The following is a 22655-nucleotide window of genomic DNA, read 5'->3' on the forward strand; positions in this document are numbered from 1 at the left end:
CCTGAGCAAAGAATGAAACAAACCCAACTTTTAGCAAACCGATTAAAAGAAGTCCTCACCGAAGGCAAATGGGTGATTGGCACCAATTTCAAAGCGCAGATTGAGAATTTGAATTGGAAAGAGTCCACCCAAAAAATGCATGGGTTGAATACTATAGCCGATTTGACTTTTCATACCAGCTATTATATAGCAGGTGTGGCAAGTGTGCTTGAAGGAGGCAATCTTGAGATTAGGGACAAATATAGTTTTGACTATCCGCCCATTACGTCAGAACAAGACTGGAAAAACCTAGTGAATAAATTTTGTGGTGATGCGGAACGACTTATCCAGCTTGTGGAAAACCTGCCGGAAGAAAAACTACAACAGACCTTCGTGGACGAAAAGTATGGCACCTATCACCGAAATATTGATGTTATCATTGAACACTCCTACTACCATTTTGGGCAAGTAGTATTGCTTAGGAAAATGATAAAAGGAACAATCGAGGATTAGAATGAGTTTGAACTATAGACCATACTCCTCAAAATTTTCGAACTTTACAAAAACGTGGAATTCCCATTTGAAATAATTTTCAACGCATGAAAACCAAACTAATAATGCTTTTGCTTTTGGGTAGCAGCTTAAGTCTTTTCGCCTCTAAGGTCGATACCTTGGTGGTGGAGAGCATGGCCATGAACAAGAACATCAAGAATGTAGTAATTCTACCGGATTCCTATGCTTTCCAAAAAGAGCAGTTCTCGGTGCTCTATCTGCTTCATGGCGCTGGAGGAGATTATAAGGGCTGGATTTGGCAGGTTCCTGAATTAAGGGAATACGCAGATACCTTTAATATGATTATCGTATGCCCTGACGGAGGAGAGACAAGCTGGTATTATGATAGCCCTATTGACAAAAGTGTGCAATATGAAACCTACATTTCCTCCGAACTTGTGGGAGCGGTCGATACAAAATACAACACCTCAAAGCAGAAAAAAGACAGGGCCATTACAGGCCTTAGCATGGGAGGTCATGGGGCATTGTACCTCGCATTTAAACATCAAGACATTTGGGGCGCGGCAGGGAGCATGAGTGGGGGTGTGGATATTCGGCCTTTTCCCAATAATTGGGACATTAAAAAAAGATTGGGAACCTACCCAGAAAACAAAGCGGTCTGGGAAGAAAATACGGTCATCAATTTAGTACACTTGCTGGATGGAGACTTAAAACTGATTATTGACTGCGGTTATGATGATTTCTTTTTTGACTCCAACCAAAGACTACACAAAAAATTGGTAGAGCGAAACATAGCTCATGACTATATTGAAAGACCAGGAGTCCACAATTGGGACTATTGGGCCAATTCCATTAAATACCAATTGTTATTTTTTAGTGATTTCTTTGAGGATGACTAAAACCTCAACCCTAAACAGCCATTAATACGATTTTTAGGCACAATAAGCACAAAATGAAGTGGATTAAAACCATAGAGGATTTGACGGAGTTTATGTTCCAAAATAAAGAACGTTCCTCTAATCGGAATAAAAAAGGAAATGGCGAAATTCCACGAGAATTATATTTAAGAACTTGCTCTGAAATTGCAAATAGATTATCTGAAAGTGGATTTAAATATGCCAAAAGTCAACAAAAACTTAAACTCGAGAGTTCCGATAAAAAGTATCTTTTAACCATTAGGTTTTCCTCAAATAGAGATAATGTCAAAGGGCAATACGTCGAATTAAATTGTCATTATTTTGTAGCATCAAAAGACTTGGAAAAGTTTTCCAAATCAAAACCCTTAATTGGTTTTTCTTCAAGCACTTTGATTGATTCTGATATTGGAACTCTGATTGACCCAAAAAAAGGACAAATAATTTGGAATCTGGCCGATAATAAAGATTACCAAGATGCCATAACAACCATTCCAAAAATGGTAAGAGAAAAATTAATCAAGATTTTTAACGACTTGCAAAGTTCAGAACTGGTAATTAATGAAATTAAAAATGGCGATTTCGAATTAAGAAACCCAATTAACACAGTTCAATATGTATTGAGTTGTGAAAAGAAAGATATAGCTGACAAATACCTATCTGAATTTGTACAAAGACCACCAAAAAAGATTCTAACTGATTATTTAAAATACAAAGAGGAACTAAAGAAAAATGGTTTGCCTAACGAATTTGTTTCCGGAATTGGATATGGATATGAGATTGCTTTGATGGAAATCATCTATGAATTAAAAATTACTGTGCCCAATAACCTATAACCTTCGCGGGAAAGAGTTTGTTACTTGTGCAGGGCCACTCCAATTTACACACTCTTGGTTTATTGCCAAAATTCCCGAACTTCATGGGATGGAAGAAATCAAAAAATTCATTGACCATATCCATCCAATGAATACTACGGATTGGGACTTTTTTTCTTCAAAATTGTATAGGGAAACCGTAAAGAAAGACGCAACGCTTATCAATATCGGTGAAGTTGAGAACTACTTATCTTTTATTTCCGAAGGGATAGTGCGGTTTTATATTCCCCAGGAAGAAAGTGACTTGACTTTTGGGTTTCTATTTGAAAACGAATTTATTACGGCTTATGATTCCTTTATTACCCGAACCCCTTCCCAATATCAAATCGAAACGCTGACCAACGCGACCTTGTGGCGAATATCGTATCAAGACCTTCAAGAGGTGTATCAAAAAACTGAGAGCGGAAATGCAATTGGCAGAAGAATGGCGGAAAATATGTTTTTGATAAAGTCGAAACGAGAAATTGCCCTATTGAGCAAAACGGCGGAAGAACGTTATTTGGACTTGTTTCGGGAACGCCCCAATTTATTAAAACAGATTCCCCTAAAATACATTGCCTCCTACATTGGGGTTACTCCTCAGGCGTTGAGCAGAATACGAAAGCGAATTACTTAACCTGGGTTCATTGTCTGCCCTAAAATCAATTATCAATTTTGTAACTGATTTAAAGAAAGACCTTATGAAACCATTTGTCGTACTTCTATCCAGCTTTGTGATTGCCATTTTCGTGGTGAAACTTATTTATAAGAAATATGATTTTGCCTTGTCGGCACGGATAGCCATGTCCATCATGTTATGTTTTACGGCCATAGGACATTTTGCATTTACCAAGGGCATGTCTATGATGATACCGGAGTTTATTCCGTTTAAGACAAGCTTCGTTCACCTCACGGGAATCTTTGAAATCCTTTTGGCCATAGGTTTGCTTATCCCTAAACTAAAAGTGATAAGTGGATGGGCTTTAATCATTTTTCTGGTATTGATGTTACCTGCGAATATTTATGCTTCCATACACCATGTAAACTATCAAAAAGGAACCTTTGATGGAAATGGTCTTTCCTATCTATGGTTTAGAATTCCATTGCAAATTCTGTTTATTGTTTGGGCGTATATAAGTTCAATCCAAAATAGTATGCTTTTTCAAAACTGATACGTTGCCCCAAACTGCATACGCCAGCGAGAGTTTTGGTTGTCCACTACCCAAGGTGTTGCATCGGTATTGGTGTATTGAAATAAGGGTTGGTTGTTTTCAATGCCCCGAAATCGCAACAGACTAAAGTTGGAGTTGACTACATTGGGGACAAATACCAACCGGCCCCAATCACGATTGATTAGGTTAAACACATTGAAAATATCCATGGAAAAACGCAAGCGGTTTCTCCCACCCAAGTTGAGGTTATAGGCTAGCTTGGCATCCAATCGGTGGTTCCAAGGGGTTTTGGATTCGTTGCGCTCGGCAAACCCACCTCGATTGCTTCGCAAATAATCGTTGCCCTCTATAAAGGCATTTAATCGTTCCCATTGTTCCGCGGTTGTCTGGGTAACGTTCCCGTTCACATCCGTAATGTCGATAAGGTTGATTTCTGAAGCATCCATGGGAATATAGATCAAATCGTTTCGTGAGGAGCCATCTTGGTTGACATCCCCTTGGTACACAAACGAAAACGGATTGCCCGAAGTTCCGTTGTACAGGGCAGAAATTTCCAATTGCCCCTTTTTTCCAAAATCAAGGCCATAGGTATGGTTACTCACAAACCGATGTCGCAAATCAAAGTTAGATGCGGACAGACTTGGCGCATTGGGCGTTATGGATTGGTTCCACTCAAAATTGGCCGCTGGCGAGCTACGTACAGTACTCGATATATCCCGACTTCTACCAAAGGTATACCCCAAATAACCGTTATAATTTGAGGTGGACTTGGAAAGCCCAAGGGTTAAATTGTATCGATACCCATCGTTGGAATTTGTCAACAAAAACACATTAGTGAAATTGGGATTGATTTTGATGGCATCGCCCGTTTCCAAAAAGTAGGTGCGATTATCAGCACCATCAAAAGTGCCCACATTATCCCTTCTATTTATAGATTGAAAGAAAATACCCTTAAGCACTTTGGTATACGAAGCATCAAAGGTCAGGTGGTAATTGTGGGGTAGCTTCAAATTAAACCCAAGATTGCTTTTCCACTCTCGGGGCAATTCAAAATCGTTATCTACCAAATTGATTTCCGCAATGGGAGAATCCCCCGCCAAATCGGAAACATCATTAACAATGGTCTGGACACCGTCCGGACGAATATCCACATTAAAATATTGCGTTCCCGAAATATATTCGGCGTAGGCAAACCACAAATACGGCAATCTTCCGGTGAAAAGCCCAGACCCACCATGCATTTTTATCCTTCGGGCAGCATCAAAAGTATATTCAAAACCAAACCGAGGATTGATATGTGGCGCGGTGCGAATCTCATTACTGAATTGACTGAATTCTGGGGTTTGGGTCACCTCTTCGCTAAGAGGAATTTCGTTCAACAAGAATTGGGAATCCAAGCGAACCCCAAATGTCAATGCAAGTTTATCGGAATATCGAAATCTATCCTGGGCATAGAGTCCCGCTACCAAAACATCCACCGTGGCTGATGGGGTGTTTTGTACAAAGTCGAACGTATTGTCGTTCAGTCGATATACTCCTCGAATACGCGAAGGCCTATCGTTCAAAAAGTTTTCTACAGAACTGTACTCCCAACGCCCGTTCCAGGCCGACAAAAATCCGTAATCGATATCATTGTATTGGGCCAAACCACCAAAGGTGAGAGTATGTTTGTTTTTGAAAACGGTAAACTTATCAGCAATCTGAAGGGTGTTCAATCGGGTATTGTACACCGAAGCTTCCCGATAGGTGCCCGCAAAAATTCGGTTTGAAGCATCTGAAATTTGAAGGTGCGGAAAAACCTCACCATCAAAATCACGACCTTCCTTTCCATAATTATAGCCAATGCTCAGTAGATTGGAGCTCGAATTGTCAAAGTTTGATTTCAGCTCTGCGGTTAGGCTGTTCGCTACACTGTTATGACGAAATCCTTGGTTTCCAAAATTGAAGATAGACTCATTCCACTCCAAATTGTCTGCAAAACTGTTTACGTAGTTGTTTCGCAAAGTCAGTTTGGTTTGGTCCGAAATGTTGAAGTCGAACCGTAGAAAGAGTTTGGTACTGTTGGTTCTTAGCGATGCATCGGTAAACGTGCCAGGGTCGTAGTTGTAATCCGTTTGTAGTTTGTCAACAATCAAGTTGATAGTCTCTGTGGAAATATTGGAGCTGGAGCTTCCGGGAGCATTTAAAACTGGATTATTGGAAGTAGCCTGCTCAAAATTCATAAAATAAAAGAGCTTGTCTTTTTTGATGGCGCCTCCTGTGGAAAAACCGATTTGAAAATCATAAAACGACTGCACATTCTGCTCAATACCGTCAGAATATCTTCCTACTAAAGCTTGATTGTTGCCATAACCATATACCTCGGTTTGTGCGGTATTGGTACCGTTTTTTGTGACAACATCGAGATTGGCCCCAGAAAAATTTCCAATACTCACATCAAAAGGCGTGGTTTTTACGGATAACTGCTTTATAGCACCAAAACCTATGGGTTGAGTTCTTGCCAAACTTCCCGGGCTTCCGTTGGCGGAAGAACCTGCCGCCCCACTTGAGGGTTCCTGAAAACCAATGACGTCATTATTGGCCACACCATCAATATTCAAGTTGTTGAAGCGGTTGCTAGCTCCAGCAAAAGAATTGAGATTGGCCTCCGGCAGATTTCGGGTCAAATCCTGGATGCTTCGGGTTATGGTTGGCGTATTTTTTAGCGCTTCCGAGTCTATGGTCTGCTCAAATTCTGACGAAGTGCTCTGATCAGCGATTACCACTACTTCATCTAAACTCTCACCCTGCTCCTGCAAAACAAAATCTTGATAGGTGGTTTCGCTGAGGTTTATTTTTACCCCTTGGATGGCCGTAGATTGATATCCCAAAAAACTAACCGTTATGGTGTAGGCGTTACCTGGCGGGATATTCTGTACGGAGTAATAACCAGATTCCTGTGAAATGGCACCGAACTTAAAATTAGTTTCGGAGTCTGTTACCACTATATTGGCAAATGGTAAAGGTTCATCGTTATTTGCCATTATTTTTCCCTCGAGTCTCCCGGTAGTTTCTTGGGCACGTAAAGAAGTAGTGGACAATACCAGTCCAGCTAGTATGAAGATTTTTTTCATCTAGAATTATAACTTAGGTGTTTCGCGTAATTTGGCGGGTTGATTTAGTCTACGCTACGGTACCTTGACAACTGCTACCTGCTCCGGCAGTGCAGCCATAACAATGCTGGGAAATCACAATGTTGCGGTCATTAAGTAAATCTTCATTGTAGTCCTTAATGTGTTTTACCTTACTGGCTACCTTTAAGTCCAACATCTGGTTAAAGTCGCAATCGTACAACCAGCCGTCCCAACTTACGGAGATGGTGTTGGTGCACATCACATTGGCCACTGCCGCTGGGTTATAAGCCTCTACCAAGGCATACATATAATCCTCGTAATTGTCTGAAGCAATCAAGTAATCCAAAAAACGGGAAATGGGCAGGTTGGTAATGGCAAACAAATTGTGGAACTGGATACCGAAGTCTTCATCCAAAGCTTTTTTAAAGTCGCGCTCCATGGCCATTTGGTCTCCCGGTAAAAATGCTCCGGAAGGGTTATATACCAAATCCAAACGCAAATCGCTATTTGGCATACCATAGCCTACGGCATTCAATTCTTGCAAGGCCTTAATGGATTTGTCAAAAACTCCATCCCCACGTTGTTTGTCCGTTTTACCACGGGTGTAATGCGGCATGGAAGACACTACGTGCACATTGTGTTTCTTGAAAAATTCAGGAAGGTCATAATACTTTTTGTTTGCACGAATGATGGTCAAATTGGAACGCACGATAAAATCTTTGATACCCGCTTTAGCAGCTTCTTCCACAAACCATCTAAAATTGGGGTTCATTTCGGGTGCACCTCCAGTAAGGTCCAAGGTATGGGCACCTGTGTTTCGGATAACCTCCAGGCAGAGTTCCATGGTCTCACGGGTCATAATTTCCTTTCGGTCCGGTCCTGCGTCCACATGGCAGTGCTCGCAGACCTGGTTGCACATATACCCCACATTAATTTGAAGGATTTCCAATTTGTTGGGGCGCAACGGATGATGCCCGATTTCCGCAATCTTGTCCTTAAAATAAGGTAGCTCTCCATCCGCAAAAATCCCCCCATTTAGGATTTCCATCTGCTTGTTGATGGAAGCGAGTTCGCCATCGCGGGCCTTAAGGGATTTTTTGGCTGCCTTTTTGATTTCGGGTAATATGCTTTGTTCCATTTTTTAGTATGATTTTGAGAAAGGATAATAGGCCCTTTGGTCTTTACCCTTTATCCGTCTTACATAGACAATTTGTTATACTTGTTCATCATCTGCACCCCGTGAACCAAGGTTGCACCACTTTCAATGGCGGCACCCGCGTGCACGGCTTCCATCATTTCTTCTTTGGTAATGCCCCGTTGCAAACCGTCTTTGGTGTAGGCATCAATGCAATATGGACATTTCACCACATGGGCCACGGCGAGGGCAATCAAAGATTTTTCCCTGGCACTTAATGCCCCTTCTTCGAAAACCTTACCGTAATAATCGAAAAATTTGTTGCCTATCTCTTCACTCCATTCGGTGATTTTTCCAAACTTCCTTAAATCTGCTGGATCGTAATATGAATTTGCCATGATGTTTTGTTCTATAGAATTTATGATGCGCACTCAAGGTGCATGAATTGAAAAGGGTACCTCAGTAGCTGAGGCTTTTGGGTCGAAGGAAATTTAGCCCCTAAATGGAGAGCCCTTATTAAAAGGAGTTGTGGTAGAACGGTTCTTGTAAATAGGAATGGGAACCAGGGTATTCGGTTGCCTGAAGTTAAATATGGTGTTGAAAAGTGCAATCCAATGCGCGGAAAAGCGCTTGATAAAGTTGGAAAGACGTTTTACATCAGCGATGGAATCAATATCATTTAATTTGCCCAAGGAAGTCATGTCAACGCCTTGACTTTCCAATTGGAGCACTAATTTCTTAAACAAGGAAGCACTTTGCCATGGCAAGACCTCAAAAGATTCTTTTTGGAAGTTATCGCGATGCAAACCCATCAAGTAACATCCACCATCTAAGGTAGGCCCAATAGCTGCACGATTTTTTGACACTTGAACTTGAGCTTCCAAAATATGTTCGGCAGTCAAGTTCGGACTATCATTCCCCACCGAAATCACCTTGGAAAACCCTAAAGCAAAAATAGCTGTAAAAGCGTGGGAAATTCGTTCTCCAAACGTATCCCCTTGCTGTTCTTGCTCCGTAAAATGAAAGAAAGGAAGCCCGGTGCGTTCAATCGTTTTTAGGGTATGATGTGTTAAATCCCGAAAAAGAGGTATTGCTTTATCGGTGAAATTTTTGCGTACAAAATCCTTCTCTGCAGAATTGGCAAAGAAGAGGATGGCGGTATCATACTGAAACGTATTGCGCAACGCGAAAAGTCTTTTCGTAAACTTACGATAAAAAAGAATACAGGGTTTGGTCGAATTTTAATAAAAGGAATTACTATGAAAACGAGGAAAACGTTCAATTTTAACATTCCGACCCGTAAGTCGGTTCCAAAAAAGATGAGGTATGGCTAAGCACGGTCGATGAATAGCAATTAATCGATGAACGTTATTTATATGTATTAAGGGGTTAGATACAAACTCGGAAGTCTGTAAAGCTTTCTTAAAATTAAGGCAAAGGCCCCATAATTTTTATGTCCAAACAGTACCTTTGTAAGGCCTATAAACACTACCCTGTATGTCTCAAATTGAAATCAAAAAAAAATCGATTGGATTGGTCCTATCCGGAGGCGGAATTCGGGGTATGGCCCACATTGGATTGATTAAAGCCATGCAGGAGCATGATATTGAAGCTGAGGTCATTTCCGGGACCAGTGTTGGGGCGTTGGTGGGTGCGTTGTATGCCAATGGGAATTCGGTGGAAGATATGCTCCAATTCTTTCGGGAGACCCCATTATTTCAGTATAATTTTTTCGCCATCAATAAACCTGGTTTTATCGATACAGACCGTTATTTTTCCATTTTTAAGGGCTTTTTTCCAGAAAATAGTTTTGAAAGCTTGCAGAAACCCCTCTATGTGGTGGCCACGGATTTGATGCGCGGTTTGGAAAAAGTGTTTTCCGAAGGTGAATTGATTCATCCTCTGCTCGCTTCGGCAGCCCTGACCCCTGTTTTTAGCCCAGTTGAAATCGACAAAACCCTGTACGCTGATGGTGGAATCATGAACAACTTTCCCAAGGAATATGTGGATGGTAAGGTAGACTTTGTTATTGGCAGCAATGTTTCAATAGCAGGGGAAATTGGTAAAAAAGACCTGAAAAATTCGCTTCAATTGGCTGGAAGAGTCACGGGTTTGATGATTTATGCCGCAAGCCACAAAAAACTGGACGAATGCGACCTATTTATTGAACCGCTGGAGCTTGAAAAAATTGGTGTGTTGGATAAAAAAGGAATCGAAAAGGCCTACCAAATAGGATACGACCATGGAAGCCGTGCTTTGGAGTCCCTTCTTATTGAAAAATAAACTTCCACGGAATCACAAAAGGTAAGACCAAACACCAAATCAGAAAAAATAGAGCCATACCGGATGGATACGATTTCTTTTCCAAAATAGCGGGCACAGCCACAAACAGGAGCCAACTTCCTTTATAAATCAATTGAAATAGGAGAACCAAAGCCATTCTTTTGGGATAAAAAAGACCTAAAATGGATAAAATGAATATGGCACTCCATAAGCAACCTACCAAACGAATGGTTTCTGAATATTCTACCGAATTCTGAAAAACAGTACTGACGGCCCGTTTGGGATAGAACAGGCTGGTTATGCTAATCCAGCCAGCCACCAAAACATTAGCTAAATAGACAGCTTTCAGTCCAATCATCTGTTAAACATCATCATAATCTACCTTTAAGGTAGGTGTAAGAGGGTGTGCCTGACAAGTTAAGATTAAGCCCTCAGCAACTTCCCCATCGGTAAGAATCTGGTTTTTGACCATTTCTGCCTTTCCTTCGGTCACCCGGGCAATGCAACTACTGCATACCCCACCTTGACAAGAATAGGGAGCGTCAATGTCTTGCTTTAAAACCGCATCAAGGACCAATTCTTTTTTATCCATGGTCACCGTAAAGGTCTCCTCATCTACAATTACCTCAACTTGGGTTTTTCCATCTAATTCTTCGGCCAAAGCATCTTCAGTATCCGAGCTTGTGAATAATTCAAATAGGATTTTATCTTCAGAAACGTCATTCTTTTTCAAAGTATTTGAAACGGTATTGATCATTTCCTCGGGACCGCAAATGTAGAACGCATCAAAATCCACTTCCTTAAACTTGTTTTTAACGATAAAATTCACGGTTGAGGTCTCAATCCGACCGAAAAGTGCATTATCCTCTTGGGAACGACTGTATAAATGCTGAACTATAAACCTATCGGTATATTGCTGTTGAAGTTCTTGGATTTTCCTCAAATACATAGTTTCATTAGGAGTCTGATTGCCAAAAACCAAGATAAATTTGTTTTCAGGATGACTTTCCAAAACGGTTTGTGCTATGCTCATGATGGGAGTAATTCCACTTCCGGCAGCAAAGGCAGCAACATTTTTCTTAACGTTATCGGCTTCAAAAACAAATCGCCCTTCCGGAGGCATTACTTCAAAAGTATCTCCAATGGCAATAGATTCGTTGGCATACACAGAAAATGTTCCGTTCGGTACTTTTTTTATTCCAACCGTTAATTGCCCAGAAGATGGAGCAGACGAAATGGAATAAGCTCTTCGCACTTCTTTTCCGTTTACGCCATGTTTTAGGGTAATATATTGTCCAGCAGTAAAGCTGAAAATATCTTGAAGACTATCTGGAATATCAAAAGTTAACGTAACGGAATTAGGAGTCAATGCTTGAACGTCTGAAATCTTTAGGGCATGAAAATCACTCATGAAAACAATTTTTGCGCAAAATTAAGGATTAGCGATGTTTCTGCCTTCATTTTTAGAAAATTGTAACGGCTTGTAACAAAACCTTGGTTTTGATTACTAATTTGGAGAAAAATTGCCAACCCATGTTCAAACACTTTATTCGACTACAGTGGAAGTCGTTTTTTAGGTCCTCCTCCTTTGGTAAAGGGATTGCCCTTAAAATCCTGATGATTTTTTTCGGATTATATATGTTGGCTGCACTGGTTATTACGGGGTCAGGCATATACTTCGTTCTTCAGGAACTTTTTCCGGACCAGAGCCCAATGTGGACACTGAACCAATATCTCGTGTATTGGATATTGATGGAAATGTTTTTTCGGTATTTTCTGCAAAAGTTACCGGTAATGGATATCAAACCTTTCCTGATTGTCCCTATCCATAAAAGTAAGATTACCCATTACATTTTGGGAAGGTCAGGGGTTTCCATTTACAACCTTTTCGCCATTTTTTTCTTTCTTCCCTTTGCAATTGTATTGCTCTTTAAGGGGTATGCTGCTTTGAATGTGTTGCTCTGGCTGCTTTCCATCTTTGCTATAGTGCTTTGTATCAACTACGTCAATTTTCTCATTAATAAAAGTGACAAGGCCCTTTTTGTAATCATTGGACTGATTTTGACCTTTTACGCCTTGGATTATTTTCAAATTGTACCCATAAAGGAATTCTTTGGGCCCACATTTCATGGATTGTACGCTTACCCGCTTGCATTTTTAGCACCCATAGGACTGGCGTTCATTGTGTATTGGCTTAATTATAGATTTTTGCGGAACCGTCTTTTCTTGGATGACTCTCTAAAGACCAAAAAACAGGAAGCCAAGTCTTCAGATTTAGCATGGACCCGAAGATTTGGGGACATTGCTCCTTTTTTGCAATTGGATTTAAAACTGATTTGGCGAAACAAGCGAACCAAGGCCCAAGTTTTTATTTCCTTATTGTTCGTTTTCTACGGACTCATCTTCTACACCCAAGACATTTATGCCAACATGATGCCCATGTTCGCTTTTCTTGGGATTTTTATGACCGGAATCTTCTTGGCCAACTTCGGACAGTTTATCCCAGCATGGGACAGTGCCTATTATAGCATGATGATGTCGCAGAACATTCCGCTTAGAAAATATTTGGATTCCAAAGCAGGATTGATTTCTGTGAGTGTGGTGGTGATGTTTCTGTTGACCATACCCTACGTATATTTTGGCTGGGAAGCTTTGGCCATCAATTTTGGAAGTGCCCTGTACAACTTAGGAGTAAATATTCCGGTGATTCTATATTTTGGTTCCTTCAATAAAAAGCGAATAGAGCTTGACAAAAGCCCGTTTGGTAATATGCAAGGTACGAGTGGCACCCAGTTTTTAATAATGTTACCTGTCTTGGGCGCTCCTATTCTCATTTTCACCATTTTTCACTTCATTTTTTCGGTTGAGGTAGCCGTTGCGGTACTTTCCATTATGGGAATTGTAGGGTTTATGTTCAAAAACAAACTGCTGGATGCAATAACCGAACAATACCGCAAAAAGAAGTATGGCATGATAGCCGGTTTCAAAGAGAAAAATAGCTAATTCAAAATAATAAGAAATACCAAGTAGATATGATTACTGCGGATAACCTTACTAAAGCATACGGTTCTCAACTGGTCCTGAATATTAATCATCTGGAAATCCCAAAAGGTCAAAGTTTTGGTTTGGTAGGGAATAATGGCGCTGGAAAAACTACCTTTTTTAGTCTTTTGTTGGATTTGATACAACCCTCATCGGGCAAAATTGTAAACAACGAGGTAGAAGTAAGTGCAAGTGAGGATTGGAAACCTTTTACCTCTTCTTTTATTGATGAATCCTTTTTGATAGGATATTTGACACCAGAGGAGTATTTCTATTTTATTGGGGATCTGCGAGGAAGAAACAGGGCCGATGTGGATGCGCTGCTGGCTCAATTTGAGGATTTTTTCCATGGGGAGATATTGGGCCAAAAGAAATATTTAAGGGACCTTTCCAAAGGAAACCAGAAGAAAGCGGGAATTGTGGCTTCTTTTATTGGAAATCCTGAGGTAGTTATTTTGGATGAACCTTTTGCCAATTTGGACCCCACCACCCAAATACGCTTGAAGGCCATAATTAAGGAATTGGCCGCAAGTGAAGGCGTAACCGTTTTAGTGTCAAGCCATGACCTTATTCACGTGACTGAAGTCTGTGAACGGATTGTGGTTTTGAACAAAGGCGAGGTGGTCAAAGACATTCAAACTTCCGCAGAAACGCTTAAGGAACTGGAAACTTTTTTTGGGGGATAATATCACTTTGAGCGCAGTTGACAGCGGTTTACCTTGCTATAATAAAGACCTCTCAACTGCGCTCAAAGTGACGATTTTTTTTCATTGCCCGAATACTTTTAGGCTCTAGGCGAAAAATGTCTTTTCATTAAGCGCTTGGTACAGGGGTGTAGTAAAATTCTTCTTTAACAATCTTTCCGTTTTCCACCTGATATAGGCAGATTTCTTCCATGGATTGTCTCCCACCTTGTTTGAAAGTGGCATCCATTTTCATACGGCAGGAAAAAAAGTTATCTGCCACAATGGGGTCAGAAACTTCATTTCCATGGAATTCAGAAACCATATTGTTGAAATACTCAGCTTTCTTAATTACTTCATCAAAACCGGAAACCCTTTCCATTGGCGCCCCTTTGGGTTCTATGCTCTCAATGTTTTGGGCATACAAATCGTTCATTGCTTCGTCAAACAGGCCTTGTCTGCAATAATTGACTAATTTGTCGGCTACTTCTTGTGTTGTCATGTGTTTGTTTTTATGATTAGTACTATATTTTCTTAAGCTAAAGCCTTGTTTAAGTAAGTGTTTAATGGTCGTATGGCCTCGAAATGATTCAGGACCTCATCCACGAGGCTTTCGGAATCGTAAAAGGGAGCAAGCGGAAATTCAGCCATCGCATAGAATTGTTTATTGAAAATTAAATCTGTTTTCTTTGAAACAGGCATCAACTCCTTATCCAAACGCTTAGCTTTTTCTCCTTTCAATTTTCCGAAGTTTTGGACAAAATCCGTTTGCTCCACAATGGAAAGCAGGGCCTCTGCATTTTCGGCGATATGGTAGCGCAAATGCTTTAATTCTGGAGTGCTTATCATAAAGAGTCCACCACCCACATGAATGTTTTCTGCATCAATTCCCAAATAAAAACCAGGAAGCTCGGACTTTTTGCCTCCCGGAGAAAAACCGGCCTTCATTATGGTGTTGTAAGGTGATTTGTCCTTAGAAAATCGGATATCCCGATTAATTCGAAACAGGGCTTTTTTGGAGTCCTCATCAATCTTGCTTTCCCAATCTTTTAAGGTTGGAAGGACAGCGTCCAATAGATTTAAAAAAGGTGTTTTTACGTCCTTTTCATAACGCTTTTTATTGGCATGAAACCATTCCTTGTGATTGTTTTGGGCCAGTTCTTTAAAAAAGGAGCTGTATGCTTCAGTAATCATCTGGTAGATATTAAGGTTCGTTTTGAATAAGACGATTTCGGGGATTTCATTTGGACATATAGCTCAGGCCTTTTCTTTGATCAAGGTCAATGCCATTTCGGTCATTTTTTCCCAAGCATCCTGTTCCTCAAAACCCACTTCATACCATCCGGTCAAGGGTCCCTTGTTCTTAAAGGGGTTAAATTCATTCAGAGTAAGATTCGGTCCTTCCATATTAAAGTCCTTCCCTAATTTGAAAACCATTTTTTGTTTTCTGGAAAAAAATGCAAAGACTTTATTATCATAATGGATTGCCGGGGAGCTCATCATTTTCCCTTCGGTGACCTTTGGGTGTTTTGAGCAAAGTTTTTGCCGGATTCTATCGAATTTTTCAAATTCCATTTCTCAAAGCTACAAAAGACAGATTCTTACAAAAAGGGCATATAAGACACTTTTAAGGGTTGATTGCGCCAAACACTTTTCCTATTTTTGAAAGAACCTAAATTCCACAGAATGAAACATGTATCTATTTTGGTTCCCAAGCGCAACGCTATCTTGAGCAGTGTTGTGGGACCTTACAAAGTGCTTTCAGTGGCCAATTCTTTTTTAAAGAAAACGGGCATTAGAAATGACAATTTTTTTGATGTTCATTTTGTTGGTTTGGAAAAGGAAACAATTCTCTATGATGGTGCTTTCAGTATACATTGCAATGCAACAATCAGTGAGGTGAAAAAAACGGATTTGATTCTTATTCCTGCTTTCCGACCTGATTTGTTGCTTGAGGAACTGGAAGAAAATAAGGAATATGTACCATGGATTTTGAAACAACGCAATCAACATGGGGCTGAGGTTGGGAGTATGTGTCTTGGCGCTTTTGTTTTGGCCATGACCGGATTGGTGGATGGCAAACAATGTTCCACCCATTGGGCTGGAATGGAAATATTTAGGCAGTTGTTTCCAAAAGTGAATTTGGTGTCCAACAAGATAGTTACAGAAGAGGATGGGATTTACTCCAGTGGTGGAGCCTACTCCTTTTTGAATCTTATGGCCCATTTGGTGGAGAAATACTGCGGCAGGGCTACCGCAATCTACGTGTCAAAGTTTTTGGAGATAGAAATTGACCGAAAGGATCAAAACCAATTTGCCATTTTTCAAGGGCAAAAAGATCATGATGATAAAGCCATTAAAGATGCTCAGGAATTCATTGAGCAAAATGTGAATCACAAAATATCTGTGGAAGAGCTTGCCAAGAAATTTGCGATTAGTAGTAGAAATTTTGTTCGAAGGTTTAAAAAGGCCACACAGAACACCCCTTTGGAATATATTCAACGAGTGAAAATTGAAGCCGCCAAACGGAGCTTGGAATCCACCCAACAAAACGTAAACGAGGTCATGTACCAAGTGGGGTATATGGACCAAAAAGCATTCCGGACGGTGTTCAAAAAATATGTAGGTCTATCTCCGGTGGCATACAAAAGCAAGTACAATCGAGTCAGGGTAAATTATGAAAGCCCTTCCGCTTGGTGAGAGGCTGTTTTATGTTCTCAAAAAAGAATTCTGTATTTTATCGATTAACCTTATAATAATCTTACCTTTTCTGAGTTAAGTTTAGATACGATTACAGATTATTTTGAACCATTTTCAAAAATCTTTAGGGGCACTTTTTTTGGTTGGGACATTGCTGAACTCCTGTTCGGTCAAAAAAGATAAGTTCATCAATCGGAATTGGCATGCATTGAACACCAAGTACAATACTTTGTACAATGGCAACCTTGCTTTTGAGGTGGGCCGGGAAGAACTCAATACCAATTATCGGGATGATTTCTGGGAGGTACTTCCTGTGGAACGTTTGGAAGTGACCGATGAGATAAAGTTGGATTCTGAGGACAACAACCCCAATTTTGAAATTGCTGAGGAGAAAGCCACCAAGGCCATCCAGAAGCATAGCATGAACATTAAGGACCAGGAACGTAACCCTCAAATTGATGAAGCCTTCCTGTTGTTGGGAAAAGCTAGGTATTTTGACCAGCGTTATATTCCCGCTTTGGAGTCCTTTAATTATATCCTTCGTAAATATGCGGCAAGCGATAAACTAAATGAAGCTAGGATTTGGAGAGAGAAAACACACATGCGGTTGGATAATCCTGAGCTGGCCGTTAAAAACCTTAAACGATTATTCAAGTACGAGGATTTAAGGGACCAAGAGCATGCTGATGCAAGTGCGGTTCTGGCCCAGTGCTATATTAACCTGAAGGCTCCTGATACGGCTATCCAAAGACTTAATATAGCACAGGCATACACCAAGAAGAATTGGGAACGTGGTCGTTACCTATTTATTATAGGGCAGCTATACAATCAGTTGGGGCATAAAGACAGTGCCAATTATGCCTTTAACAAGGTGATTGATTTAAACAGAAAGTCTCCCCGAGTATATATGCTGAATGCCCATTTGAAGAAAATACAGAACACTGAAATCACGGATGGAAATCAAGAGGACTTATTGGAATATCTGACCGATTTGGAAGAGAATCGGGAGAACCGTCCGTTTTTGGACAAGATTTATAGAGAGGTAGCCCAATTTCATCTGGCCACCGAATCCGATAGCTTGGCTTTGGTCTACTACAATAAATCCCTAAAGGCAAATCAAGGAGATAGAAAACTGAGTTCTCTCAATTATCAGAGTCTGGCAGATTATTATTTTGACGAAAACAATTATAGAACTGCTGGTGCCTATTACGATAGTACGCTGACCAATTTGAAGGAGAATACACGTAAGTATCGAAGAATTAAGAAGAAGCTGGATAATCTTGAGGACGTTATAAAATATGAAGACATAGCCCAATATGCAGATAGTGTTATCACCATTTATAGTATGCCCGAAGCTGAGCGTAAAGCTTATTTTGAAGACTATATCGCTGAATTGAAGCGCAAGGATGAAGCGGAAGCAGAACGAGAATTGAAACGAACCACAGCCGGTTTTGCTGCCTTTGGGGAATCAAAAGGAGGAAAGGCAAACAAAGGCAAATTCTACTTCTACAACATTACGAGCTTAGGCTACGGGAAAAACGATTTTAAAACTCGCTGGGGCAATAGAGCTTTGGAGGATGATTGGCGTTGGAGCAACAAGAGCAGAACACTGCCTTCAGAAGCAACAGGAACAGATGTTTTGGCCAACGGGGACTCGCCTGAGGATTTAGCGCCGGACCAGAAATACGACGTGGACTTTTATTTATCCAGAGTACCTACCGAAGTAGCGGTAATTGATAGTCTTCGAAAAGAAGAGAACTTTGCCAACTATCAATTAGGTCTTATTTATAAAGAAAAGTTCAAAGAAAATCTACTGGCCGCGGGAAAATTGGAAGACGTTTTAAAATCTGACCCGGAGGAACGTTTGATTTTACCATCCAAATACAACTTATATAAGATATACGAGGAGTCAGGAAGTCCATTGGCTGAATCGATGAAGCAGAATATTATTTCCAATCATTCGGATACTCGCTATGCGGAAATACTTTTGAATCCACAAGCTGTGCTTGAAGGAGATACGGATAGTCCTGATGCAAGATACTCGCAGCTATTTAAATCGTATCAAAGACAGGAATTTTTGCTGGTAATCACACAAAGCCAAGAATATATCGACCGTTTTACGGGAGACCCTATTGTTCCAAAATTTGAAATGTTGAAAGCAAATGCCATTGGGCGTCTTCAGGGATTTGAACCTTTCAAGGAAGCCTTGAATTATGTGGCGCTCACTTACCCCAACAATATTGAGGGGAAACGAGCTGAAACCATGGTGAAGGAACAACTTCCTAAAATGGCAAATAAGGAGTTTTCCCAAGAAATTGGTTCAAAAGGAGCAGGAAATTGGAAAGTTGTGTTTCCATATAAAATAAGGGATAACGAAAAAGCGTTAGCCTTAAAGGAGCGATTGGAAGAAGTGGTAAAGGATCTTAAATACAAAAACGTAATCTCCAAGGATATCTATAATCTTGAAGACCAGTTTGTAGTGGTCCACGGCTTCAGATCACAAGAATTTGCATTAGGCTTTGTGGAGCTTATAAAAAAGAACCGCGACTACCTAATCAAAGAGGAGAATTTTGTAGTTTTATCGGATAATTACAAGGTCATCCAAATCCATAAAAATTTAGAATCATACAAAGAACAAATGTTAACCCCATAACCGTAGAACACAATGTTTTCAGACAACAAAAAACCCAGACCTATGACAGAATTTGGCGGACAACCCAACAGAATAGAAAAGAACACCAAGATAAAGGGTGATATCACTTCCGAAGCCGATTTTAGAATCGATGGAAAATTGGAAGGGAATGTAAAGACCTCAGGTAAAGTAGTTATTGGTAAAGATGGCTATATAAACGGGAAAGTAGAATGTGTAAACGCTGATATTGAAGGTAAGTTCAATGGCGAACTTAACGTGAGCGATTTGCTCTCTTTGAAAGCCTCAGCGACAATTGAAGGTAATGTGAGTGTTTCCAAATTGGCCGTGGAACCAGGAGCTACGTTCAACGCATCTTGCACCATGGGTAAAGGAGCTATTACTTCGACCCCTGCATCTACTCCCACTGCTACTGCAAGCAAGCTTCAGTCTACCAAGACTAATGAACCCGCAAAAGTCTCCTAAGAAAGACGATAAAGATTATTTGAGAAAAGGGGCCAGGCTCTCCGGCATGGCCCTTCAAATGGGGTTAACTATCTATTTAGGGAATCTATTGGGAAAATGGATAGATTCCAAATACACTACCGATTTCGCGGAAACTTTGTTTACTTTGCTTGCCATAGCGTTGGCTATGTACGCTATGATACGACAAGTAACACAACTCAATAAATAACTACTTGAAAAGAGGTTTCATACTCAGTTTGGGCATCGTTTTATGCTTTGCATTGGCCTATTTTTTGAATCTCACCTTTGTTCCGGAAGAGCAATTTTCCAAAATAGCTTTAAACAAGCATTATGCATTCCATTTGGCGTTTTCTTTCTTGGTTTGCTTACTTTTTTTTGGATTGAACCATCACAAAAAATGGAAAGAGCAACTTGGATTCATATATCTAGGCACATTTTTTCTGAAGTTGGTCATCTTTGTTGTAGTTTTTCAAGATTTGGTTAAACCCTCTAAAAGCCTTGAAAATATTGAGGTTTTTCTTGTATTGATTCCGTTATTTTTAGGGTTGGTATTGGAGGTTTTTGTGATTTCACAACTATTGAATAAAACCGACAAGAAATAATTAAAAAATAAGGTGGAAAATCTTATATAACTAATTACCTTTGCGCAGATTTTTAAGGAGGGGTAATTAGCAAAAAATGACAAAGATTTTACGTAAGCCAAACCTAGTTCTGACAACCTTATTTATTTTACTGCTTAATTCATCTTTATTTGCAAAAAGTGATGAAGGCCACGATGGAGCAGTAGACACCAAAGATGAAGTGGGAGAATATATCTTACACCACATTAAAGACGCACATGACTTTCACCTTTTTTCATATACCGACAGTCACGGAGAACGCAAACATGTTGGATTTCCACTTCCGGTAATTGTATGGTCAAGTAAAGGATTGACCACGTTCATGTCCTCCAAATTTCATCATGATGATTCAGGGCATCAAATTGTTGAGGCTAATGGAACGCGTTTTGTAAAATTGCATAGTAAGATTTATGAATTGGAAGAAGGTGCTGAGGCAATTTCTTTTGATGAAACGCATCACCCAACCAACGCCCACAAAGTATTGGACTTTTCCATTACCAAAAGTGTATTTGGTATTCTATTAGTTGGGCTTTTAATGTTTATCTGGTTTGCAGGATTGGCAAGGCAGTATAAAAAGAAACAGATTCCAACAGGTTTTGGACGAGTACTTGAGCCTCTAGTGCTATACGTAAGAGATGAAATCGCAAGACCAAATATTGGTGAGAAAAGATACCGAGAATTCACGGGATATTTATTGACAGTTTTCTTCTTTATCTGGATACTGAATTTATTGGGATTAACCCCTTTAGGATTTAATGTTACAGGTCAATTAGCGGTAACGGCAGCTTTGGCCATTTTCACTTTAATTATATACACCTTTAAAGGTAACAAAGGATATTGGGGTCACATGTTGTGGATGCCTGGTGTACCGTATTTAATTCGTCCAGTTCTTGCCATTATTGAAGTGGCAGGAGCATTTCTGATTAAACCATTCTCATTATTGGTTCGTTTGTTTGCGAACATTTCCGCAGGGCATATTGTGGTAATGAGTTTGATTGCCATTATGGTTACTATGAAATCTGAAATGGGTGCTGTGGGAGCAACAAGTCTCTCATTCGTGCTTTCATTCTTTATAACATTAATTGAAGTTTTGGTTGCGTTCTTGCAAGCATACATATTTACTATGCTATCTGCGCTGTTTATTGGAATGGCAGTGGAAGAACACGATCATCATTAACGAGAATTTTATTTTGTTTAACTAGAAATAGATTATTATGACAGTTCCAAATTTAGTAGGTGCAGGCCTTATTGTAATCGGTGCAGGTATCGGATTGGGTAAAATTGGTGGTAGTGCCATGGAAGGTATTGCTCGTCAACCAGAAGCTACTGGTAAAATCCAAACTGCGATGATTATTATCGCTGCACTATTGGAAGGTTTGGCATTCGGTGCGCTTTTCTTAGGAAAGTAATCCAATCGCAAAACAAAAACGCACCATTTTGCAACGATTGGTTGCAAAATGGTGTTTAAAAAAGAAATAAGATTATGGAACAACTATTAAACGATTTTTCACCAGGACTATTTGTAATGCAAACCGTGTTACTAATAGGTCTTATTTTCTTGTTGGTAAAATTTGCATGGAAGCCTATCTTGAATTCGTTGGAAGATAGAGAAAAAGGAATCCAAGATGCTTTAGATGCTGCGGAATCTGCCAAGAAAGAAATGCAAAATATCACAGCAGATAGTGAGAGCTTGTTGAAAGAAGCTCGTGCCGAAAGAGAGTCCCTTTTAAAAGAAGCCAGAGAGCTTAAGGAGAAAATCTTGGCTGATGCCAAAGAGGAAGCCCAGAAAGAAGGGGACAAAATGATTGCAAAGGCGCAAGCCACTATTGAAAGTGAAAAGAAAGCCGCAGTTGCAGATATCAAAGCCCAAGTGGCCACACTTTCCATAGATATCGCAGAGAAAGTAATCAAGGATGAACTATCCAACAAAAGCAAGCAACAAAAGTTGGTTGATGATATGTTGGGGGACATCAAATTGAACTAAAACCACTATGAACGAAGGAAGAGCTGCCATACGTTACGCAAAAGCGACCCTTGATTTCGCCGTAGAAAAAAAATCCGCAGATAAGGTCGAAAAAGACATGCGTCTTATCAAGGATACTATCGCGGAGAACAAGGAGTTGGCTACGCTATTGGGAAGCCCTGTGGTAAAGAATGCGGATAAAAAGAATATCCTTAATGAAATTTTTAAGGACTGCGGTGAGATTACCAAGGGTCTATTAGGAATTTTAACGGATAACAAAAGAGTGGATTTGCTCAAGGAAGTGGCCTTGAAGTATATCATTCAATATGAGCAGATGAAAGGTGAGGATGTAGCTTATGTTACTTCCGCAGTTCCTTTAAACGCTGCTCTTGAAAAGAAAATATTGGCAGAGGTGACCAAAATGACAGGGAAAAAGGTCACCCTCGAGAACAAAATAGATGAAAGCATCTTAGGAGGATTTGTGTTGCGCGTAGGAGATTTGCAATACGACGCCAGTATCTCGAACAAATTGAACGGATTAAAAAGAGAATTTACAAATAGTCTATAAA

26 protein-coding genes are annotated in these 22655 nt (G+C 40.1%); 17 read left to right on the top strand and 9 right to left on the bottom strand.

Translation table 11 applies throughout. The features are described from left to right. Positions 1–12: 12 nt before the first annotated feature. The 5 genes from CLV81_RS04695 (at position 13) to CLV81_RS04715 (ending at position 3432) form a co-directional block, all read left to right on the top strand. Positions 13–492, top strand: a complete 480-nt coding sequence (locus CLV81_RS04695; protein WP_106143886.1) for a DinB family protein — start codon at positions 13–15, stop codon at positions 490–492. Between the two features lie 86 nt (positions 493–578). After that, on the top strand, positions 579–1391 hold the full coding sequence (locus CLV81_RS04700; RefSeq protein WP_106143887.1) for an alpha/beta hydrolase: 813 nt from the start codon (positions 579–581) through the stop codon (positions 1389–1391). Between the two features lie 53 nt (positions 1392–1444). Next, entirely contained in the window at positions 1445–2242 is a 798-nt protein-coding gene (locus CLV81_RS04705; protein ID WP_106143888.1) for a hypothetical protein, read from the top strand. An 88-nt stretch (positions 2243–2330) separates the two neighbouring features. Continuing rightward, the gene (locus tag CLV81_RS04710; protein WP_106143889.1) at positions 2331–2897 is read left to right on the top strand and encodes a Crp/Fnr family transcriptional regulator; all 567 of its coding nucleotides are present in this window, start codon (positions 2331–2333) and stop codon (positions 2895–2897) included. Positions 2898–2961: 64 nt separating this feature from the next. Continuing rightward, the gene (locus CLV81_RS04715; RefSeq protein ID WP_106143890.1) at positions 2962–3432 is read left to right on the top strand and encodes a DoxX family protein; all 471 of its coding nucleotides are present in this window, start codon (positions 2962–2964) and stop codon (positions 3430–3432) included. On the opposite strand, the gene CLV81_RS04720 is transcribed toward CLV81_RS04715, so the two are convergent. The 4 genes from CLV81_RS04720 to CLV81_RS04735 form a co-directional block, all read right to left on the bottom strand. Then, on the bottom strand, positions 3423–6545 hold the full coding sequence (locus tag CLV81_RS04720) for a TonB-dependent receptor (RefSeq protein ID WP_106143891.1): 3123 nt from the start codon (positions 6543–6545) through the stop codon (positions 3423–3425). The genes CLV81_RS04715 and CLV81_RS04720 overlap by 10 nt on opposite strands. Positions 6546–6594: 49 nt before the next feature. Next, positions 6595–7683 (bottom strand): arsenosugar biosynthesis radical SAM (seleno)protein ArsS, encoded by a 1089-nt coding sequence (gene arsS, locus CLV81_RS04725; protein ID WP_106143892.1) that lies wholly within the window; start codon positions 7681–7683, stop codon positions 6595–6597. Positions 7684–7742: 59 nt separating this feature from the next. Next, complete coding sequence (locus CLV81_RS04730) at positions 7743–8078, bottom strand: arsenosugar biosynthesis-associated peroxidase-like protein (protein WP_106144907.1); 336 nt, start codon at positions 8076–8078, stop codon at positions 7743–7745. 93 nt (positions 8079–8171) lie between these two features. Then, positions 8172–8864 (bottom strand): TIGR04282 family arsenosugar biosynthesis glycosyltransferase, encoded by a 693-nt coding sequence (locus CLV81_RS04735; protein WP_158259073.1) that lies wholly within the window; start codon positions 8862–8864, stop codon positions 8172–8174. 313 nt (positions 8865–9177) lie between these two features. Here CLV81_RS04735 and CLV81_RS04740 point away from each other — a divergent pair, with 313 nt between their 5' ends. Beyond that, positions 9178–9963, top strand: coding sequence for a patatin-like phospholipase family protein (locus CLV81_RS04740; RefSeq protein WP_106143894.1), 786 nt, complete (start codon positions 9178–9180; stop codon positions 9961–9963). On the opposite strand, the gene CLV81_RS04745 is transcribed toward CLV81_RS04740, so the two are convergent. Both CLV81_RS04745 and CLV81_RS04750 read right to left on the bottom strand, forming a co-directional pair. Next, positions 9950–10321, bottom strand: coding sequence for a hypothetical protein (locus CLV81_RS04745; protein ID WP_106143895.1), 372 nt, complete (start codon positions 10319–10321; stop codon positions 9950–9952). The genes CLV81_RS04740 and CLV81_RS04745 overlap by 14 nt on opposite strands. A 3-nt stretch (positions 10322–10324) precedes the next feature. Further along, the gene (locus tag CLV81_RS04750; RefSeq protein ID WP_106143896.1) at positions 10325–11374 is read right to left on the bottom strand and encodes a ferredoxin--NADP reductase; all 1050 of its coding nucleotides are present in this window, start codon (positions 11372–11374) and stop codon (positions 10325–10327) included. Positions 11375–11496: 122 nt separating this feature from the next. Here CLV81_RS04750 and CLV81_RS04755 point away from each other — a divergent pair, with 122 nt between their 5' ends. Together CLV81_RS04755 and CLV81_RS04760 are read left to right on the top strand one after the other, a co-directional pair. Beyond that, a complete protein-coding gene (locus tag CLV81_RS04755) occupies positions 11497–12966 on the top strand; it encodes a DUF5687 family protein (protein WP_106143897.1) in 1470 nt (489 codons plus the stop codon). 29 nt (positions 12967–12995) lie between these two features. Next, entirely contained in the window at positions 12996–13691 is a 696-nt protein-coding gene (locus tag CLV81_RS04760; protein ID WP_106143898.1) for an ABC transporter ATP-binding protein, read from the top strand. Positions 13692–13818: 127 nt separating this feature from the next. On the opposite strand, the gene CLV81_RS04765 is transcribed toward CLV81_RS04760, so the two are convergent. The 3 genes from CLV81_RS04765 to CLV81_RS20440 form a co-directional block, all read right to left on the bottom strand. Next, entirely contained in the window at positions 13819–14190 is a 372-nt protein-coding gene (locus tag CLV81_RS04765; protein WP_106143899.1) for a SnoaL-like domain-containing protein, read from the bottom strand. A 32-nt stretch (positions 14191–14222) separates the two neighbouring features. Beyond that, complete coding sequence (locus CLV81_RS04770) at positions 14223–14882, bottom strand: DUF2461 domain-containing protein (RefSeq protein WP_106143900.1); 660 nt, start codon at positions 14880–14882, stop codon at positions 14223–14225. Between the two features lie 63 nt (positions 14883–14945). Then, positions 14946–15125 (bottom strand): hypothetical protein, encoded by a 180-nt coding sequence (locus tag CLV81_RS20440; RefSeq protein WP_146129826.1) that lies wholly within the window; start codon positions 15123–15125, stop codon positions 14946–14948. 249 nt (positions 15126–15374) lie between these two features. Here CLV81_RS20440 and CLV81_RS04780 point away from each other — a divergent pair, with 249 nt between their 5' ends. From CLV81_RS04780 to atpH, 9 genes are all read left to right on the top strand, one after another. After that, positions 15375–16388 (top strand): GlxA family transcriptional regulator, encoded by a 1014-nt coding sequence (locus CLV81_RS04780; protein ID WP_106143902.1) that lies wholly within the window; start codon positions 15375–15377, stop codon positions 16386–16388. Between the two features lie 103 nt (positions 16389–16491). Beyond that, on the top strand, positions 16492–19041 hold the full coding sequence (gene porW, locus CLV81_RS04785) for a type IX secretion system periplasmic lipoprotein PorW/SprE (protein ID WP_106143903.1): 2550 nt from the start codon (positions 16492–16494) through the stop codon (positions 19039–19041). Between the two features lie 12 nt (positions 19042–19053). Continuing rightward, on the top strand, positions 19054–19503 hold the full coding sequence (locus CLV81_RS04790; protein WP_106143904.1) for a bactofilin family protein: 450 nt from the start codon (positions 19054–19056) through the stop codon (positions 19501–19503). Continuing rightward, entirely contained in the window at positions 19481–19711 is a 231-nt protein-coding gene (locus CLV81_RS04795; RefSeq protein ID WP_106143905.1) for an AtpZ/AtpI family protein, read from the top strand. The genes CLV81_RS04790 and CLV81_RS04795 overlap by 23 nt, the downstream gene beginning before the upstream one ends. A gap of 4 nt (positions 19712–19715) precedes the next feature. After that, positions 19716–20105, top strand: coding sequence for a DUF6168 family protein (locus CLV81_RS04800; RefSeq protein WP_146129827.1), 390 nt, complete (start codon positions 19716–19718; stop codon positions 20103–20105). Positions 20106–20181: 76 nt separating this feature from the next. Continuing rightward, positions 20182–21300 carry a F0F1 ATP synthase subunit A gene (gene atpB, locus CLV81_RS04805; RefSeq protein WP_106143907.1) on the top strand — a complete coding sequence of 373 codons (1119 nt, stop codon included), beginning with the start codon at positions 20182–20184 and terminating at the stop codon, positions 21298–21300. A 37-nt stretch (positions 21301–21337) separates the two neighbouring features. Beyond that, complete coding sequence (gene atpE / locus CLV81_RS04810) at positions 21338–21532, top strand: ATP synthase F0 subunit C (protein ID WP_014032715.1); 195 nt, start codon at positions 21338–21340, stop codon at positions 21530–21532. Between the two features lie 74 nt (positions 21533–21606). Beyond that, positions 21607–22107: a F0F1 ATP synthase subunit B gene (locus CLV81_RS04815; RefSeq protein WP_106143908.1), complete on the top strand. Its 501-nt coding sequence runs from the start codon at positions 21607–21609 to the stop codon at positions 22105–22107. A gap of 7 nt (positions 22108–22114) precedes the next feature. Continuing rightward, on the top strand, positions 22115–22654 hold the full coding sequence (gene atpH, locus CLV81_RS04820) for an ATP synthase F1 subunit delta (RefSeq protein ID WP_106143909.1): 540 nt from the start codon (positions 22115–22117) through the stop codon (positions 22652–22654). Position 22655: the final 1 nt, after the last annotated feature.

Source organism: Flagellimonas meridianipacifica, from assembly GCF_003001695.1.
Taxonomy (GTDB): domain Bacteria; phylum Bacteroidota; class Bacteroidia; order Flavobacteriales; family Flavobacteriaceae; genus Flagellimonas; species Flagellimonas meridianipacifica.